General features: G+C 62.0%; 14 protein-coding genes. 6 read left to right on the forward strand and 8 right to left on the reverse strand.

Annotated features, from left to right (window positions below):
* Positions 1 to 155 precede the first annotated feature (155 nt).
* Positions 156 to 2429, forward strand: coding sequence for an autotransporter outer membrane beta-barrel domain-containing protein (locus C4J88_RS11095; protein WP_124406917.1), 2274 nt, complete (start codon positions 156 to 158; stop codon positions 2427 to 2429).
* 54 nt (positions 2430 to 2483) lie between these two features.
* Here C4J88_RS11095 and C4J88_RS11100 read toward each other — a convergent pair whose 3' ends face one another.
* The 5 genes from C4J88_RS11100 to C4J88_RS11120 all read right to left on the reverse strand — a co-directional run bounded on the left by C4J88_RS11100 (position 2484) and on the right by C4J88_RS11120 (position 9122).
* Complete coding sequence (locus C4J88_RS11100) at positions 2484 to 3071, reverse strand: LysE family translocator (protein WP_124406918.1); 588 nt, start codon at positions 3069 to 3071, stop codon at positions 2484 to 2486.
* A 54-nt stretch (positions 3072 to 3125) separates the two neighbouring features.
* Entirely contained in the window at positions 3126 to 3965 is an 840-nt protein-coding gene (locus C4J88_RS11105) for an AraC family transcriptional regulator (protein WP_124406919.1), read from the reverse strand.
* Positions 3966 to 4037: 72 nt separating this feature from the next.
* The gene (locus C4J88_RS11110) at positions 4038 to 4679 is read right to left on the reverse strand and encodes a DUF1345 domain-containing protein (protein ID WP_124406920.1); all 642 of its coding nucleotides are present in this window, start codon (positions 4677 to 4679) and stop codon (positions 4038 to 4040) included.
* A 195-nt stretch (positions 4680 to 4874) separates the two neighbouring features.
* A complete protein-coding gene (locus C4J88_RS11115) occupies positions 4875 to 7973 on the reverse strand; it encodes an efflux RND transporter permease subunit (RefSeq protein ID WP_124406921.1) in 3099 nt (1032 codons plus the stop codon).
* 6 nt (positions 7974 to 7979) lie between these two features.
* Positions 7980 to 9122 (reverse strand): efflux RND transporter periplasmic adaptor subunit, encoded by a 1143-nt coding sequence (locus C4J88_RS11120; protein ID WP_124406922.1) that lies wholly within the window; start codon positions 9120 to 9122, stop codon positions 7980 to 7982.
* A 290-nt stretch (positions 9123 to 9412) separates the two neighbouring features.
* Here C4J88_RS11120 and C4J88_RS11125 point away from each other — a divergent pair, with 290 nt between their 5' ends.
* The 4 genes from C4J88_RS11125 (at position 9413) to C4J88_RS11140 (ending at position 13134) form a co-directional block, all read left to right on the forward strand.
* Complete coding sequence (locus tag C4J88_RS11125; RefSeq protein WP_124362415.1) at positions 9413 to 10114, forward strand: response regulator transcription factor; 702 nt, start codon at positions 9413 to 9415, stop codon at positions 10112 to 10114.
* Positions 10115 to 10117: 3 nt separating this feature from the next.
* Positions 10118 to 11434: an ATP-binding protein gene (locus C4J88_RS11130; RefSeq protein ID WP_124406923.1), complete on the forward strand. Its 1317-nt coding sequence runs from the start codon at positions 10118 to 10120 to the stop codon at positions 11432 to 11434.
* 52 nt (positions 11435 to 11486) lie between these two features.
* Positions 11487 to 12266, forward strand: coding sequence for a class I SAM-dependent methyltransferase (locus C4J88_RS11135; protein WP_124406924.1), 780 nt, complete (start codon positions 11487 to 11489; stop codon positions 12264 to 12266).
* Between the two features lie 82 nt (positions 12267 to 12348).
* Positions 12349 to 13134 carry a sulfite exporter TauE/SafE family protein gene (locus C4J88_RS11140; RefSeq protein ID WP_124362418.1) on the forward strand — a complete coding sequence of 262 codons (786 nt, stop codon included), beginning with the start codon at positions 12349 to 12351 and terminating at the stop codon, positions 13132 to 13134.
* Between the two features lie 852 nt (positions 13135 to 13986).
* Here C4J88_RS11140 and C4J88_RS11145 read toward each other — a convergent pair.
* On the reverse strand, positions 13987 to 15225 hold the full coding sequence (locus C4J88_RS11145; protein WP_124406925.1) for an acyl-CoA dehydrogenase family protein: 1239 nt from the start codon (positions 15223 to 15225) through the stop codon (positions 13987 to 13989).
* Between the two features lie 267 nt (positions 15226 to 15492).
* Between C4J88_RS11145 and sfnG the strand changes: the two genes are divergently transcribed.
* Positions 15493 to 16578 (forward strand): dimethylsulfone monooxygenase SfnG, encoded by a 1086-nt coding sequence (gene sfnG / locus C4J88_RS11150; RefSeq protein ID WP_124366665.1) that lies wholly within the window; start codon positions 15493 to 15495, stop codon positions 16576 to 16578.
* Between the two features lie 3 nt (positions 16579 to 16581).
* Here the strand turns inward: sfnG and map are convergent, their stop codons facing one another.
* Together map and C4J88_RS11160 are read right to left on the reverse strand one after the other, a co-directional pair.
* Entirely contained in the window at positions 16582 to 17337 is a 756-nt protein-coding gene (gene map, locus C4J88_RS11155) for a type I methionyl aminopeptidase (RefSeq protein ID WP_124406926.1), read from the reverse strand.
* Entirely contained in the window at positions 17334 to 17537 is a 204-nt protein-coding gene (locus C4J88_RS11160) for a ParD-like family protein (protein WP_124362422.1), read from the reverse strand. Before C4J88_RS11160 ends, map begins: the two co-directional genes overlap by 4 nt.
* Between the last annotated feature and the right edge of the window lie 281 nt (positions 17538 to 17818).

Here is a 17818-nt window from a genome sequence, read left to right on the forward strand (position 1 = left end):
ACGCTGCGATTTTGGCTGCTTTGGTTAGGACAAGTCCTACATACCCCTTCCTCCCTATTTCTTAATCTGCGCTCCGTCACGGCCTGCCCCTGCCTTGCTTGGTGCCGGTCAATTCGTTCCCTGATGGGAAGGTTCTTCACGGGTATGCGCGCAAAATGAGAATGAATGCTTTTTTTAGAAAACACCCTTTGGCCATTGCCATCCAGGCACCCGCCATGGGGTTCCTGATACTCGGTACTTCGGTTGCCGAGGCTCGACAGGAAGTGTCTCAAGGGCAGGAACGCACGATTGGGGCGGGCTATTACGTCGACAACTGGTATGTCACGGGGGACTCTCACCTGATTTCTAACGGGGCCACCTTGCGTCAATCCCAAGTGGTCGGATCGAGGATGACGCTGAATGAAGGCACCATTGCACAAGAAATCCAGGCGTCCGGTGGCTCGAAAATCACCTTGAATGGCGCGACAGTTCAAGCGCGTAGTTCTTCTCCCTATGCGATTCATTTGACCGGTAGCACCGCAGACATCAACAACAGCACGGTCACCAACCAAGGCGGTGTAGGGATCAGTGCGGGCCGCAATTTTCTGACGTCGAACGGCTCGACCGTAAATGTGTCCGGCAGCACCGTTACGGGCACCACCATGGGCGCGATTGCTTCGGCGTTCAGCCAATTGAACTTCATCAATTCGGACGTGATTGCGACGGATGAAACCGGCGTGGGCGTCCGGCTGCTGGGTGCCGGTGCGACAGCCAGCGGCAGTCGCATCGTCGGCGGCCAGAATGGCGTGGAGCTGCGCTACGAGGCGAGCGACAAGAACTCAAGCAGCCTGGTGCTGGACGGTTCCCATGTCGAGGGTCGTAACGGCGCGGCACTGTTAGTGATGGGGGATGAGTATGGTGCGACTGATGCCGACATCAAGGTCCTCAATGGTTCTACCTTGACCGGCGACAACGGCAATATCCTGGAAGTGACCGGTGGTTCCACCGCGAACATGAACGTGGATAACAGCTCACTGTTCGGCGACGTGGTGGTGGAAGAGGGCAGTCATGCCAAGGTGCAACTCAACAACGGAGCCTGGCTGACCGGCCAGTTGAAAAACGTCGCCGAGTTGAGTGTGAACGAAGCGTCCAACTGGGTGCTGGTCGGCGACAGCAATGTCGACGCCTTGAAGATGGGCGGCGGTGCTGTGACCTTCGGCGGGCCAAATGAGTTCTACCAGTTGGATGTGAAGAGCCTGGACGGTAACGGCACCTTCGTCATGCACACCGACTTTTCCACCAACCAGACCGACTTCCTCAACGTGCAGGGCAAGGCCGAAGGTAACCACAGCCTGCTGTTGGCGGCCACCGGGTCCGAACTGGCCAAGGGCGAGCCTATCAAGGTGGTGCACACCGAAGGCGGTGATGCGCAGTTCGCCCTGGCGGGCGGCACCGTTGATATTGGCGCCTATGATTACGGCTTGAAGAAAGAAGGTACCGACTGGCTGCTCGACCCCTCTCGTCGCGGCACCAGTACTACCGCCCACTCGGTGCTGGCCTTGTTCAACAGCGCGCCGACCGTGCTGTATGGCGAGATGAGCATCCTGCGTACGCGCATGGGCGAATTGCGCTTCAGCGAAGGCGCGGGCAACGGTATGTGGATGCGCAGCTACGGCAACAAATTCAATGTGGCGGCCAACAAGAACGGTGCGGGCTACACGCAAAACCAGAAGGGCTTCACCATCGGTGCCGACGCGCCGTTGTCCGGAGGGGACGGCCAGTGGATCGCCGGTATGATGGCCGGTCACAGCGTCTCCGATCTAAGCCTGAACCGTGGCAGCAGCGGCGAGGTCAAGAGCTACTATGTGGGCGGTTATGCCACCTGGATGGACGCTGAAAGCGGTCTGTACTTCGACGGTGTGGCCAAGCTCAACCGGTTGCACACCGACAACAATGTGACCATGAGCGATGGCAAGAAAGCCAAAGGCAACTACGCGCAAAACGCCGTGGGCGCCTCGGCTGAGTTCGGTCGCCATATCAAGCTGGACGACGGCTTTTTCGTCGAGCCTTATGGGCAATTGTCGGCCACCATCACCCAGGCGCAAAGCTACGACCTGACCAATGGGTTGCACGCCAAGGGTGATCGTTCCAGTTCGGTGGTCGGTAAGCTGGGTGTGACTGCGGGCAAGAACATCCAACTGGAGAGCGGCGGTATCCTGCAGCCTTACTTGCGTACTGCGGTCGCCCACGAGTTTGACCAGAGCAACAAGGTGTTCATCAACGACCAGAGCTTCAACAACGACCTGTCCGGCTCGCGCATCGAGCTGGCGGCCGGTGTAGCCATGGCCGTATCGGAGAACGTCAAGCTGCATGCCGACTTCGAAACCAGCCAGGGCAAGAAGATCGACCAGCCTTGGGGCGTCAACTTCGGCGTGCGGTACGACTTCTGAAGTTGTCGTTCGATTGAACAGGGGGAAGCTATGGCTTCCCCCTTTTTTTTACATTCAGATCACTACACTCAGCCAGGTCGAACCCAGCAGAAGCAGGGCCATACAGCGGTTGAAGCGTTGCATGGCACTTGGCGAACGCAGGAACTGGCTTGAGCCCGCACCCAGCACGGCCCAGGTTGCCAGGCATGGCAAGGAAATCAGGAAAAAAACCATCGACAGGGTCATTACCTGGCTCTGGCGCTCTGCACCATTACCCGCAAATACACTGACCACTGCCAGCGCCATCATCCAGGTTTTGGGGTTGATCAATTGCAGGCTGGCGGCACCGCTGAAACCCAGCCGCTTTTGCGCTGACTGTACGTCCAAGGCCTCCACTGGCGCGCTGAAAATCTGCCAGGCGAGATAGCTCAGCCAGGCCACGCCGGCCCACTGCATCGCACTTTGTACCTTGGGCAAATACACCAGTGACTGGCCCACACCGGAGCCCACCAACAGCACAATGCCTGCTGCACCCAGGCAGGCGCCGAGGATGATCGGCAGTGCGGCCTTAAAGCCATACCGTGCGCTGTTACTCAGCACCAGGATATTGGTAGGACCCGGGGTGATGGAGGCGACAAAGGCAAACAGGATAAACGGCAACATGGCGGGCGACTCCCAACAATCGATTGATGGAGCCGATCTTCACAGGCCTGAACGCTACCTGTCTGGAACATTTGAGCAACGCCTGCGGTACGCGGCGGGCGTGAGGCCGTAGGCGCGCACGAACCAGCGGCCCAGGTGACTCTGATCGGCAAAACCCAGGGCCATCGCCACATCCGCCGGTTGCTCGCCCTTGCCCAGCAAATGCCGAGCGCGAGCCAGGCGCAGTTGCACCAGATAGGCGTGAGGCGGCAGGCCGAACGCGCTCTTGAAGGCGCGACTGAGGCGGAAGCGGTCGACACCGCAGGCCAGAGCCAGTTCGTCCATGCCGATGTCTGCGTGCAGATGGGCATGCAGGTATTCCCTGGCCTTGTGCGCCACCTGCGGCAATCGCGGGTCCTCGCGGTAGCGGATGCGCCAGTAGAGGTGGCCGGTGAGGCGCTCCAGCAATTGGTCCATGGCGCGTTGCCGCACAATGCGCAGTTCGCCGCTGTGCAAGGTTTGAAAGGCCTGGCTGGTGGCCAGGGCCAGGCGCGGATCGTTGGTCAAGGTGCTGACGAAACTCAGTTGGCTGTTGACCGGTGCCTCTTCGAATACCGCGCTCACTTCCCGTGCCAGCCAGTGCGGGTCGAGGTAGAGCATGTGGTACGTGAAACCGTCCGCCGTGGGCGCGTCGCCGTCATGCAGCTCGCCGGGCTCCACCAGGAACACCTGGCCGGGCACGCTGTTGTGGCGGGCACGGCGGCAATTGAATTGCTGCACGCCTTGTTCGGTCACACCGATCAGGTAGCTGTCGTGCCAGTGGGGGTCGTAGGCATGGCCTTGGAAATGCGCGCGCAGGGTCTCGATGCCGGTGTCGGCGTCCTGGGACAGGTCGATCCAATTGTGCGCGGCCATACAACACCGAGGATGAATGTGTAATGCCATTAGCGCCCAAGGGCGGCCAGGCGTCTAGAAGGTTTGTGCAACTCAGCCAAACAGGCCTGCGGCAATATTGATCGAAAACCCCAGAATCGCCGTATTGAACAGAAAACCGATCAACGATTGCCCCAGCACCACCTTGCGCAAGCCACGGGTGGCGACGCCCACATCGGACGTCTGCACCGCCACGCCGATGGTGAAGGAGAAATACAGGAAGTCCCAATAGTTGGGCGTGAGCAAGCCTTCGGCAAAACGCAGCGCCGGCTCCTTGCCGTTCCAGGTGTAATAGAGCCTGGCGTAGTGCACGCTGAAAATCACCCCGATCAACAGCCATGAACCGATCACCGTCAAGCCGGTGAAGCTGTAGTGCAACAGACGTTCGGTGGGCGCCAGGTCTTTGCTGCCGACCAGCTCGAAGGTGATGGTGGCCAGGCTGGCGATGGCGGCGATGCACACCGTGAACAGCACCAGGCCGGCGTTTTCGTCCTCGACCTCGGCGATGCGCTGCACATCTTCTGCCTTGGCACGGCTGGTCAGCCACAGCATCAGCACCAGATAGGTCCAGACCCCGGCGTTCCAGCCGATCAAAATTTTACTGGCCAGCGTATCGGCGGGTACCAGGATGCCCACGGCGAGGCCGAGCACGGCGGCGGCTGAGAGGCGAGGGTGGGTGCGGGCGAGGAAGGGCATGGCGACTCACAATAGGCAGTAGTGAGCACCATAGCTTATTCGGTTGTACTTGATCATGAACTTGATCGATAACCCCTGTAGGAGCGAGCTTGCTCGCGAAAAACGTCCAGCCAACGCGTTCTGTCTGAATAAACGCGCAGGCCCTGAGTTCTTCGCGAGCAAGGGCTAGCCGCCCGCCTCGCTCCTACAAAAAGCTTAATCTGCCGTGTGGCGCTTGCGCACCAGTTTCATCACCACCACAAAGAACACCGGCACGAACACCACCGCCAATGTCGCGGTGATCATCCCGCCGATCACCCCCGTACCAATCGCCTGCTGGCTCGCCGAGCTGGCACCGGTGGCAATCGCCAGCGGCACCACGCCGAGGATGAACGCCAGCGATGTCATGATGATCGGGCGCAGGCGCAGCCGCGCCGCCTTCAAGGTGGCGTCGATCAGATCTTCACCCTGCTCGTACAGGTCCTTGGCGAACTCGATGATCAGAATCGCGTTCTTCGCCGACAAACCGATGATGGTGATCAAGCCGACCTTGAAGAACACATCGTTGGGCATGCCGCGCAGGCTCACGGCCACCACCGCGCCGAGCACGCCCAGGGGCACCACCAACAACACGGAGGTCGGGATCGACCAGCTCTCATACAAGGCCGCCAGGCACAGGAACACGATCAACAGCGACAGGCCCAGCAACAACGGCGCCTGGGAGCCGGACAAACGTTCCTGCAACGACAACCCCGTCCATTCCTGGCCCAGGCCCGCCGGCAACTGGCTGACCAGGCGCTGGATTTCGTCCATCGCCTCGCCGGTACTGTGGCCCGGCGCCGCTTCGCCGCTGATGGCGATGGCCGGGTAGCCGTTGTAGCGGGTCAATTGCGTCGGGCCCTGGGTCCATTTGGCTTCGACAAAGGCAGACAACGGCACCATCTTCCCGGCGTTGTTGCGCACGTTGATCTTCATCAAGTCCGCCACCTGGCTGCGCTGGTCGCCTTCAGCCTGCACCACCACACGCTGCATGCGGCCCTGGTTGGGGAAGTCGTTGATGTAGGCCGAACCGATGGCCGACGACAGCACATTGCCCACATCGGCGAACGATACTCCCAGCGCATTGGCCTGCTTGCGGTCCACTTCCAGCTGCACCTGCGGCGCTTCGGCCAGGGCGCTTTCGCGCACGTTGACCAGCACCGGACTTTTCCCGGCAGCTTCCAGCAGCTCGGTGCGCGCAGCCATCAGCCCCGCATGGCCGACGCCGCCACGGTCCTGCAGACGGAACTCGAAGCCGCTGGAGGTGCCCAGGCCGTCTACCGGCGGCGGCAGGATCGCATAGGCGATCGCATCCTTGAGCCCGCTGAAAGCCATGTTGGCGCGGTCGGCAATCGACGCCGCGGAGTCATCGCTGCCGCGCTCAGACCAGTCCTTGAGCGTGGTGAACGCCAGCGCCGCGTTCTGCCCGGAACCGGAGAAACTGAAACCCATGATCATGGTGGTATCGCCCACCCCCGGCTCGCTGGCGTTGTGCGCCTCGATCTGCTCGGCCACCTGCACCGTGCGGTTTTTGCTGGCGCCCGGTGGCAGCTGGATATCGGTGATGGTGTAGCCCTGGTCTTCCACCGGCAGGAACGAGGAGGGCAGGCGACTGAACAGCAGCCCCAAGCCCACCAGCAATACCAGGTAGATCAGCAGGTAACGGCCGCTGCGCTTGAGCGCATAGGCCACCCAGCCTTCGTAGCGGTCGGTGAGCTGTTCAAAGCGTTTATTGAACCAGCCGAAAAAGCCGCCCTTGGCATGATGCTCGCCCTGGGCAATCGGCTTGAGCAAGGTGGCGCACAGCGCTGGCGTCAAGGTCAGGGCCAGAAAGGCCGAGAACAGGATCGAGGTGGCCATCGACAACGAGAACTGCTGGTAGATCACCCCCACCGAGCCTGGCATGAACGCCATCGGCAGGAAGACCGCGACCAGCACCAGGGTGATACCGACAATGGCGCCGGTGATCTGGCCCATGGCCTTTTTCGTCGCCTCCTTGGGCGACAGGCCTTCAGTGGCCATGATCCGTTCGACGTTCTCCACCACCACAATCGCATCGTCTACCAGGATGCCGATCGCCAGCACCATGCCGAACATGGTCAGCACGTTGATCGAAAAACCCAGCAACAGCATGGTGGCAAAGGTGCCCATCAACGCAATCGGCACCACCAGCGTGGGGATCAAGGTGTAGCGCACGTTCTGCAGGAACAGGAACATCACCGCGAACACCAGCGCCATTGCCTCAAGCAAGGTGTAGACCACCTTGGTGATCGAGACTTTGACGAAGGGCGAGGTGTCGTAGGGGATCTTGTATTCCACGTTGGCCGGGAAATAGCGCGACAGTTCGTCCATCTTCGCCCGCACCAGGGTCGCGGTGTTCAGCGCGTTGGCCCCCGGCGCCAGCTGCACGCTGACGGCGGTGGACGGTTTGCCGTTCAGGCGTGTGGAGAACTGGTATTCCTGGCTGCCGACTTCGACCCGTGCCACATCGCCGATGCGCACGGTGGAGCCGTCAGGGTTGGCCTTGAGCACGATGTCGGCGAACTCCGCCGGCGTCGACAGTTGGCCCTTGACCAGAATGGCGGCGGTGATTTCCTGGGTGTTAGTGCCCGGCAGGTCGCCGATGCTGCCCGCCGACACCTGGGCATTCTGCGCGCTGACGGCGGCATTCACGTCGGCCGGGGTGAGGTTAAAACCGATCAGCTTCTGCGGGTCGATCCAGATGCGCATGGCGCGCTCGGCGCCATACAGCTGGGCCTTGCCCACCCCGTCCAGGCGCTTGAGTTCGTTCATCACGTTGCGCGCCAGGTAATCGCTGAGCGCCACGTCATCGAGCTTGCCGTCGCTGGATGTCAGCGTGACCAGCAGCAGGAAGCCGGCCGAGACTTTCTCCACCTGCAAGCCTTGTTGCGTCACTGCTTGCGGCAGGCGCGGCTCCACCGCCTTCAAGCGGTTCTGCACATCCACCTGGGCCATTTCCGGGTTGGTGCCCGGCTGGAACGTGGCGGTAATGGTCGCCGAACCGAGGCTGCTCTGGGACTCGAAATACAGCAAATGATCGGCGCCGTTGAGCTCCTGCTCGATCAGGCTGACCACGCTTTCGTCCAGGGTCTGGGCCGAAGCGCCAGGGTACACCGCGTAGATTTCTACCTTTGGCGGCGCGACGTTGGGGTATTGGGCCACCGGCAATTGCGGGATCGCCAGGAAGCCGGCCAGCAAGATGAACAGGGCCACCACCCAGGCGAAAATCGGGCGGTCGATAAAGAACTGCGGCATGGCGGGTTATTCCTTTACGAGCGGGCTGTCGTCCACTTCAACTTTTTCACCGGGGCGCGCGTGTTGCAGGCCCTCGACGACAATGCGGTCACCGGGCTTGAGGCCGCTGCTGACCACCCAGCGATCGTCGATCACTGCGCCCAACTCCACCGGCTGCTGGCGCACGCTTTGCTCGCTGTCCAACAACAGCACCATCGGGATGCCGGCGCTGTCGCGGGTGATGGCGCGCTGCGGCACGCTGAGGCCTTGCTGGTCGATGGCCTGTTCAAGGCGCACCCGCACGAAGCTGCCGGGCAGCAGGTCGAGGTCCGGGTTGGGAAATTCGCTGCGCAGAATGATCTGCCCGGTGCCCGGGTCGACGCTGATCTCGGCGAACAGCAGTTTGCCCGGCAGCGGGTACAGGCTGCCGTCATCCTGGATCAGGCTGGCCTTGGCCTGGTCCTGGCCGACCTGCTGCAAGCGACCGGCGCGAAAGGCGCGGCGCAGGTCATTCAGCTCGCGGGTCGACTGAGTGAGGTCGGCGTGGATCGGGTCCAGTTGCTGGATGATCGCCAGCGGCGTGGCTTCGTTCTGGCCGACCAGGGCGCCTTCGGTCACCAGCGCACGGCCGATGCGCCCGGAAATCGGTGCAGTCACCGTGGCGTAACCCAGGTTCAACCGGGCCCGCTCGACGGCGGCCTTGTTGGCGGCGACCTCGGCGTTGGTCTGGCGCAGGGCGGCGCGGGCGTTGTCGTACTCCTGGCCGCTGATGGCGTTGCCTTCCACCAACTGGCTGTAACGCTGCTCCTGCAGGCGCGCCTGGAACGCATTGGCCTCGGCTTTGCTCAGGTTGGCCTGGGCGCTGTCGAGGTCGGCCTTGAACGGGGCCGGGTCGATGCGAAACAGCACGTCGCCCTGTTTCACGTCATGGCCTTCGTTGAAGACGCGTTGCATCACCACCCCGGCGACCCGTGCGCGCACCTCGGCCATACGCGGCGCAGCGATGCGCCCGCTCAATTCGCTGGTGATGGACAGGGGCTTGGCCTGCAGCGTCTCGATGCGCACTTTGGCCAGGGGCACTTGCGGCGCCTCGGCTGTGGAGTTGTCACACGCGCTCAGCGCCAGGGTGAGCGCCAACAGGCAAAACGGCGCAAACAGATTCTTCGACATGCTCTTATCCCAATATTGACTGGCGCATCCTAAGGTCACCTGCGCCGTGGTGCTGTGAAGCTGTGTAGTGCGTCTGTGAAGAAATGTAAGGGCCGGGGCGCTTGGCCTCGGGGGCGTATATCCTTGCACAACCTCGCTGACAACAAAGACCAAATGTGGGAGAGGGGGCTTGCTCCCGATGGCGGTGTGTCAGTCACAGATGTATTACTGACACTCCCTCATCGGGAGCAAGCCCCCTCCCACATGGGGTTTGCGTACGACTTATCATTGTATTTTCTGGAAACACCTTCATGCCCAATATCCTGCTGGTGGAAGACGACGCCGCGCTCTCCGAGCTGATTGCCAGCTACCTGGAACGCAATGGCTACCACGTCAGCGTGCTCAGCCGGGGCGACCAGGTGCGCGAACGCGCGCGCCTGAACCCGCCGGACCTGGTCATCCTCGACCTGATGCTGCCCGGCCTCGACGGCCTGCAGGTCTGCCGCCTGCTGCGCGCCGACTCGGCGGGCCTGCCGATCCTGATGCTCACCGCCCGTGACGACAGCCACGACCAGGTCCTGGGCCTGGAAATGGGCGCCGACGATTATGTGACCAAACCCTGCGAGCCACGGGTGCTGCTCGCCCGTGTGCGCACCTTGCTGCGCCGTAGCAGCCTTTCGGAACCCCAGGTGGCCAGCGACCGCATCATCATGGGCAACCTGTGCATCGACCTGTGCGAGCGTACCGTGACCTGGCGCGAGCAGGCGGTGGAGCTGTCCAGCGGCGAGTACAACCTGCTGGTGGTGCTGGCGCGACATGCCGGTGAAGTACTCAGCCGCGACCAGATCCTGCAGCGCCTGCGCGGTATCGAATTCAATGGCACCGACCGTTCGGTGGACGTGGCCATCTCCAAGCTGCGCCGCAAGTTCGACGACCACGCCGGCGAAGCGCGCAAGATCAAGACCGTGTGGGGCAAGGGCTACCTGTTCAGCCGTTCCGAGTGGGAATGCTGAGCCATGTTTCGAGTCCTGCTGCGCCTCTACCTGATCACCATCGTCACCTACAGCGCGGCGATCTACTTGATCCCCTCCCTGGTGATCCAGCTGTTCGAACACCGTTACATGAACTACAACATCGAGCAGACCCGCGGCCAGCAGAAGCTGATCGTCAAGCAATACGTGCGCGCACCGGTGGAGCGCTGGTCACAGGTCACCGAGCAGCTGGGCCGCGATTTTGCGCCGTTGAAGGTGCAATTGCTGCTGCGCCAGGATGCGCGCTATACCCCGGCGGAAGAAAAACTGCTGGAACAGGGCAAATCGGTGGTGCGCCTGGGGGAGTGGGGCTGGATGGAGGAAATCAGCTCGCCGATCAACGAGCAATTCGTGGTCAAACTGACGGTACCGCCCGATCCGTTGGACATGAACGTGCTGTATTGGGCGATCAACGTGCTGATCGTCGCGGCGCTGCTCGCCTGCCTGCTGGTGTGGCTGCGCCCGCACTGGCGCGACCTGGAGCGCTTGAAAAGCACCGCTGCGCAATTGGGGCGGGGCAACCTGGCCGAGCGCACGCTGATTCCCGCCAGCTCCAGCATCGGCAGCCTCGCCTCGGTGTTCGATACCATGGCCGACGACATCGAACACCTGCTCAATCAACAGCGCGACCTGCTCAACGCGGTGTCCCATGAACTGCGCACGCCGCTGACCCGCCTGGATTTCGGCCTGGCCCTGGCGCTGGCAGAGGACTTGCCTGCGGCCAGCCGGGAGCGCTTGCAAAGCCTGGTGGCGCATATTCGTGAGCTGGACGAGCTGGTGCTGGAGTTGCTTTCCTACAGCCGCCTGCAAAACCCGGCGCAGGAGCCGGAGCGCGTGGAGGTGGTGCTCGACGAATTCATCGACAGCGTATTGGGCAGTGTCGACGATGAACTGGAGAACCCCGAGATCGTTATCGACGTGGCGCTCGACTGCGCCGTGGAGCGCTTCAGCCTCGACCCGCGCCTGACCGCCCGCGCCCTGCAGAACCTGTTGCGCAACGCCACGCGCTACTGCGACAAGCGCATCCAGGTCGGCGTCAGGGTCTGCCCCAACGGCTGTGAAATCTTCGTGGAGGATGATGGCATCGGCATTCCGCCGGACCAGCGCGAGCGCATCTTCGAACCGTTCTACCGTCTGGACCGTAGCCGCGACCGCGCCACCGGTGGTTTCGGCCTGGGCCTGGCCATCAGCCGGCGGGCCCTGCAAGCCCAGGGCGGCAGCTTGACCGCCGAGGCTTCACCCTTGGGCGGCGCGCGGTTTCGTGTGTGGTTGCCTGCCGTCGATGCAGCGATTAGAAAATAACCGCGAGACGGCGCACACTGTGGCCCCCGCTTTACCCGAAGAGAGATTGGCAATGACTGGTGTCCACGCGTCCGCTCAGCAAGGTTTCTCTACCCAGGCCCGCACTTACGCGCAAGGTCGCCCCGGCTACCCGCGACAACTCACCGGCTGGCTGGCCGACGCGCTGGGCATCGATGCCCACTCGACCGTGATCGACCTGGGGGCCGGCACCGGCAAGTTCACGCGCCTGCTCAGCAGCCTGGCGCCGACGCTGGTCGCCGTCGAACCGGTGCTGGAAATGGGCGCCCAGTTGGTCAAGCTGCTGCCGGGCGTACGGCTGGTCAATGGCACGGCCGAGTCCATGCCTTTGGCGTCCGCGAGCGCCGATGCGGTGGTCTGCGCCCAGGCCTTCCACTGGTTTTCCAGCGAGGCGGCGCTGGCGCAGATCCACCGTGTACTCAAACCCGAAGGGCGTTTGGGGCTGGTGTGGAATGTGCGCGATGAGTCGGTGGACTGGATCGCTGCGATCACGACCATCATTACCCCCTACGAGGGCGACACCCCGCGTTTTCATAGCGGACGTTGGCGCGAGGCCTTCACCGGTGAATATTTTTCCGCCCCTGAACTGACCTGCTTTGCCTATCACCATGTCGGCAGCCCGAAGGAAGTGATCATGGACCGCATCCTGTCGGTCAGCTTTATCGCCGCATTGCCTCCTGCAGAAAAAGCCGGCGTCACGGCGCAATTGCAGCAACTGATCGACACCCATCCCGCCTTGAAGGGCCGTGACACCGTGGCCTTTGCGTATCAGACCCAAGCGTATGCCTGCGGGCGATTAGCAGGAAAGGCATAAAGTCAGATCATATTGATATAAGTGGTTATAAGAAAAATCGCTATCCTGCCGCCAGAATTTTATAAGGCCGCAGGTAGCTGTAATGGATGTGGGTAATGTGGGTTTCGTGGTTGCCGGCCTGATCGTAGGATTTATCGTGGGCATGACCGGCGTGGGTGGCGGCTCGCTGATGACGCCGATCCTGTTGTGGTTCGGCATCAACCCGGCCACCGCCGTTGGCACGGACCTGTTGTATGCCGCCATTACCAAATCCGGTGGTGTGCTGGTGCACAGCAAGAACCGGAACATCGACTGGACCATCACCGGCTGGCTGACCCTGGGCAGTGTGCCTGCGGTGCTGCTGACCCTGTGGTTCCTCGCCAGCCTGCACACCGACCCCAGCGCCATGAACGCGGTGATCAAACAGGCACTGGGTGTGGTGTTGCTGCTGACGGCCCTGGCGATCCTGTTCAAGCAACGCTTGCTGGCGTTCGCCCAGCGCCATGCCGGTGACGACTATCACATGCGCCCGCGCAACCTGAATGCGCTCACCGTAGTAACGGGTGTCGTCCTTGGCACCATGGTGGCGCTGACCTCCATCGGTGCCGGCGCGCTGGGTACCGTGGCACTGTTCATCCTGTACCCGTTCCTCGCTACGCGCCGCCTGGTGGGCACCGAGATCGCCCATGCCGTGCCGCTGACCCTGGTGGCGGGCCTGGGCCATGCGAGCATGGGCAATATGGACTGGCACCTGCTGGGCTTTCTGCTGATGGGCTCGCTGCCGGGCATTTACCTGGGCAGCCACATGACTGGCAGGATCCCGGACGCGGTGCTGCGTCCGTGCCTGGCGGTGATGTTGATGGCGGTGGGCTACAAACTCGCGTTCTAAGAGGGGCGCGGTCCCGCGACAGTTCGGGAGCCGAAGCCTCTCTGACTGAAGCCCCGCGTTCCAAATGTGGGAGGGGGCTTGCCCTAATGCCAGTCAGTTAAGCGTACACCGCCGTATGTAGGAGCGAGCTTGCTCGCGAAAAACGTCAACGATAACGCGTGCTTTCTGAATGAACGCGGTGCCTGTGAGTTTTTCGCGAGCAAGGGCTAGCCGCCCGCCTCGTTCCTACAAAAAGCCTTAACTGACTGGCATTAGGGCTTGCCCCCGATGAGCATACGTATCTACACAACTGTGTAGCAGCAGCCTACGCTAACCACGATGCGAAGCGAGCCGCTCTTGATCTTGCTTTTGATCTAGGCGCCCCGTTAAACCACGCTGGCCGGAATTCGATAGTGATTTGGGGGGTAAACCGGCAGGGATGCCGGTTTAGCCGCCCCGCGCCATGGATGGCGCGGGGCGGCGGCCCCCCAAATCGCTGTCGGATTACGGGCACACCGAGCCTAAGCGAGGTGCCGAGTGGTGGGGCAAGAGCGTTTTGCTTACTTTTGCGCTTTTCAAAAGTGAGCCGCCGTAAGGGCGGAACCCATAGCAGCCGTTACCGCAGCAACGGATATGTACTCGCTCTGATCCAACATCCTGGTCGGCTGTCAGGCCGCCATCGGGAGCAAGCCCCCTCCCACATTTAGGTCGCGGAGCATCAGTTAGAGAGGCTTCGGCTCCCGAGCCGTCACAGGTTCAGGCCACGCCAAAAGTTGTGTAGATACCTATGCCCCGATGAGGGGATGTCAGCAACACATCCATGACTGACCCACCGCTATCGGAAGCAAGCCCCTCCCACATATGGAACCGGCCTCAGGCCTTGGCCGGGCCGTTGCCGATTTGCCAGACAAACGGCGGCTCAGTGCCGTTGATCACCCAGTCACCGACGATCCGCGCCTTGTAGATCAGCGGATTATGCGACGCCACCGTCCGCGCATTGCGCCAGTGCCGGTCCAGGGCCTTGCCTTGGCGCACATCCGAGGCTCCCAACGCGTTGAACAGTTGGCTGGTGGCACGCTGGATCAGCTCCGAGACCACCACCTGGGCCGTCGCCGATTCGATCTCGGCCGCCACGTTGGCCTCGCGCTCGGCCACCTCATCCCCACCGAAACGTGCCAGATAAGCCCGTTGCGCCGGCAGCGCGGCCTTCAACGCACTGGCCTGGGCGGCGTAAACCAGCGCGGCGACTTCGCCGACCACCTGTTGAACCTGCGCGTCCTGGCTGACGTGCGGGGCATTGCCGTGGCTGTAGATGCGCTTGCGGCTGCGTACCTGTTGGGCCACATCGTTGAGCGCCGCGCGGCCGATGCCGGCCAGGGTGGCCAGCAACACCAGTTGATAGAACGCGGTCTGGTATTTGAAGCGCTCGGCAAAGTCGATCACGTTGTGCGCTTCGACGACTGCATCGGTAAAGCGCGTGGTGCCGCTGCCGGTGGTGCGTTGGCCAAAGCCATCCCAATCATCGCTTTGCACCACGCCTGGCTGGCGGGTGCGGGTGGCGGCGATCACGTCGCCGCCGGTGTCGCTGCGCTGAGCGTACACGTCGATCCAGTCGGAAAACAGGCTGCCTGTGCTGTAGAACTTTTCGCCGTTGAGTACCCAGTCGTCACCGTTGGGGCTGACCTGGGTCACCACATCGCCAATTGCGACAGCGCCGATTTCTGTCCAGGCGCAGCCGACGAGGTCGCCGTCGACAAAACGCTTGAACCACAGGTCGCGCCCCGCGCCCGGCGGCGCGTTCAGGCGGTCTTCGGCAAACGCGAAATGCCCGCGCAGGGCCTGGGGCACGTTGGAGTCGGCGGCGGCGAGTTCGATCAGCAGTTCAAACAGCTGCGGCAGGGATGCACCGCCACCGCCATATTCCACCGGCACCCGCACCGCGCCAAAGCCGGCTTCCTTTAACCAACGGATCGGCTCATGGGGCAGGGTGCGGCTGTGCTCGCGTTCAACCGCGCCGTCGGCGATGCGCTGGAAGATAGGACGGAAACGCTCGGCCAGGGTGGTGTAGTCGACGCCGATGGACAGCGGGTTGATGACGTGTTGCTCGGTCATGGGGTTGGGCTCCTGGGCAGTGATCAAGTCCCAGGGTGGTTGCACACTCCGTGCCGGGCGCGCGGGCCCGTGTTTACGGCGCGGGGACGCCCGCCACTGTTGCTCCAGCAACAGCGTTTGGACAAAGCGCAGCGATCCATGACAGTCGCGGCACGCCGTGCAAACCTGGGTTTTGCGCCGCAACCCGCACGGCCACGGCGTTTAACCGTGACTGGCACACTTGCTGCTCAAGCCCTGGGTACATCCCTGTGTGCGAGGAACTGTTCAATGAGTCAGCAAGCCGTGAAATTTGCCTATTGGGTGCCCAACGTCAGCGGTGGGTTGGTGGTCAGCAAGATCGAACAACGTACCCACTGGGGCATCGACTACAACCGTAAACTGGCGCAACTGGCCGAAGCCGCCGGCTTCGAATATGGCCTGACCCAGATCCGCTTCACCGCCGGCTACGGCGCCGAAAACCAGCACGAGTCGGTGGCCTTCAGCCACGCGCTGCTGGCGGCGACCACCACCCTCAAGGTGATTGCCGCGATCCTGCCGGGTCCGTGGCAACCGGCGCTGGCGGCCAAGCAACTGGCAACCATCGACCAGCTCACCAACGGGCGTATCGCGGTGAATATCGTCAGTGGCTGGTTCAAGGGCGAGTTCCAGGCGATCGGTGAACCCTGGCTGGAACACGATGAGCGCTATCGCCGCTCCGAAGAATTCATCCGCGCCTTGAAAGGCATCTGGACCCAGGACGATTTCACCTTCAAGGGCGACTTCTACCGCTTCAACAACTACACCCTCAAGCCCAAGCCGCTGGGCCAGCCCGAGGTGTTCCAGGGCGGCAGTTCGCGGGCGGCGCGGGACATGGCCGCGCGGGTGTCGGACTGGTACTTCACCAACGGTAATACCCCGGAAGGCATCAAGGCCCAGGTCGATGACATCCGCGCCAAGGCGGCGGCGAATAACCATTCGGTCAAAGTCGGCGTCAACGCCTTCGTGATCGCCCGCGACACCGAGGAAGAAGCGCGTGCCGTGCTCGCCGAGATCATCGATAAAGCCGACCCGGAAGCGGTCAACGCCTTCGGTGACGCGGCCAGACAAGCCGGCAAGGCATCGCCGGAAGGCGAGGGCAACTGGGCCAAGTCCAGCTTTGAAGACCTGGTGCAGTACAACGACGGCTTCAAGACCAACCTGATCGGCACACCGCAGCAGATCGCCGAGCGCATCGTGGCGCTCAAGGCGGTGGGCGTGGACCTGGTGCTGGCCGGTTTCCTGCATTTCCAGGAAGAGGTGGAGTACTTCGGCAAACGCGTGTTGCCGCTGGTGCGTGAGCTGGAGGCCAAGGCCGGGATCAAGCAGGTGGCTTGAAGTTCAAGCGGACGCTTGCAGCGTCAATACCTCAAACCCATCGGCTGTCACCGCTACCGTGTGTTCCCATTGCGCCGAGAGACTGTTGTCCTTGGTCACCACCGTCCAGCCGTCCTTGAGGCTGCGCACTTTCGCGCTGCCCTGATTGAGCATCGGTTCAATGGTGAACACCATGCCTTCACGCAGCTCCAGCCCCGTGCCGGGACGGCCGAAGTGCAGGATTTGTGGCTCCTCATGCATTTCCCGGCCAATGCCGTGGCCGCAGTATTCACGCACCACGCTATAGCCGTTGGTGTGTGCATGGTGCTGGATCGCATGGCCAATATCACCCAGGCGGGCGCCGGGCCGCACCTGGCGGATGCCCGCCCACATGGCCTCGAAGGTCATCTCCACCAGGCGCTGCGCCTTGGGTGAGACATTACCGATCATGTACATCTTGCTGGAGTCGGCGATAAAGCCACCTTTTTCCAGGGTGATGTCGATATTGATGATGTCGCCATCCTTGAGCAATTGCGTGGCGCTGGGCATGCCGTGACACACCACTTCGTTGATCGAGGTATTGATGCAGAAGGGGTAGTCATATTGCCCGAGACTGGCCGGGCGGGCTTTGAGCTCCTGGCGGATGAAGGTTTCGACGGCGCTGTCCAGCTCCAGAGTGGAGCGGCCGGCGACGACAAAGGTGTCGAGCATGCTGAACACCTGGGCCAGCAGGCGCCCGGCTTCGCGCATGACCACCAGCTGCTGTGGCGTCTTGATCATTGGCTGCGCCCTCGGATCAGGTCGGGTTTGTCCAGCAACAGCTTGTTGATCAGCTCGTTGTAGGGCAGGTGGGGATTGAGTTCAGCCAGTAGGCCGATCTTGATCCAGAACTCGGCTTGAGCGTTGATGGAGCGGTCCATCGCGGCGCTGGCCAGGCGCAGCTGTTCGTGCAGTTGGTCGGTGATCTTGACGATGCCCATAAGCTTCACTGTGTTGGGTTGATATACAAAGCGTATATGTTTCGTATGGTTTGCGTAAGTCCCTCTCGACCCAACGACGACAGATGAATTGGTTGCCATATGTTGCTGGAAAAACCGGCCTGCGCACGCGTCCTGTGGGTTAAACGTTTAATCGAAGTGGTTCGCCGAGGATGCAGACAGTCAGATTTTTCATATATAAGCGCCGTCAGCGCTTATGAAGAATGGTTACAACAGCAGGAGATTTTGCCGAGTAGGCTTATTTCTGTAGGCGTCTTCCAGGG

Origin of the sequence: Pseudomonas sp. R4-39-08 (assembly GCF_003852275.1) — a bacterium.
Taxonomy (GTDB): domain Bacteria; phylum Pseudomonadota; class Gammaproteobacteria; order Pseudomonadales; family Pseudomonadaceae; genus Aquipseudomonas.

Bases quoted from the DNA above. Each gene is read 5' to 3' on its own strand.
- C4J88_RS11130 (WP_124406923.1), top strand. From the start codon at position 10,118: ATGTTTCGAGTCCTGCTGCGCCTCTACCTGATCACCATCGTCACCTAC.
- C4J88_RS11120 (WP_124406922.1), bottom strand. From the start codon at position 9,122: ATGTCGAAGAATCTGTTTGCGCCGTTTTGCCTGTTGGCGCTCACCCTG.
- C4J88_RS11160 (WP_124362422.1), bottom strand. From the start codon at position 17,537: ATGGGCATCGTCAAGATCACCGACCAACTGCACGAACAGCTGCGCCTG.
- sfnG (WP_124366665.1), top strand. From the start codon at position 15,493: ATGAGTCAGCAAGCCGTGAAATTTGCCTATTGGGTGCCCAACGTCAGC.
- C4J88_RS11095 (WP_124406917.1), top strand. From the start codon at position 156: ATGAGAATGAATGCTTTTTTTAGAAAACACCCTTTGGCCATTGCCATC.
- C4J88_RS11140 (WP_124362418.1), top strand. From the start codon at position 12,349: ATGGATGTGGGTAATGTGGGTTTCGTGGTTGCCGGCCTGATCGTAGGA.
- C4J88_RS11135 (WP_124406924.1), top strand. From the start codon at position 11,487: ATGACTGGTGTCCACGCGTCCGCTCAGCAAGGTTTCTCTACCCAGGCC.
- C4J88_RS11115 (WP_124406921.1), bottom strand. From the start codon at position 7,973: ATGCCGCAGTTCTTTATCGACCGCCCGATTTTCGCCTGGGTGGTGGCC.
- C4J88_RS11100 (WP_124406918.1), bottom strand. From the start codon at position 3,071: ATGTTGCCGTTTATCCTGTTTGCCTTTGTCGCCTCCATCACCCCGGGT.
- map (WP_124406926.1), bottom strand. From the start codon at position 17,337: ATGATCAAGACGCCACAGCAGCTGGTGGTCATGCGCGAAGCCGGGCGC.
- C4J88_RS11145 (WP_124406925.1), bottom strand. From the start codon at position 15,225: ATGACCGAGCAACACGTCATCAACCCGCTGTCCATCGGCGTCGACTAC.
- C4J88_RS11110 (WP_124406920.1), bottom strand. From the start codon at position 4,679: ATGCCCTTCCTCGCCCGCACCCACCCTCGCCTCTCAGCCGCCGCCGTG.
- C4J88_RS11105 (WP_124406919.1), bottom strand. From the start codon at position 3,965: ATGGCCGCGCACAATTGGATCGACCTGTCCCAGGACGCCGACACCGGC.
- C4J88_RS11125 (WP_124362415.1), top strand. From the start codon at position 9,413: ATGCCCAATATCCTGCTGGTGGAAGACGACGCCGCGCTCTCCGAGCTG.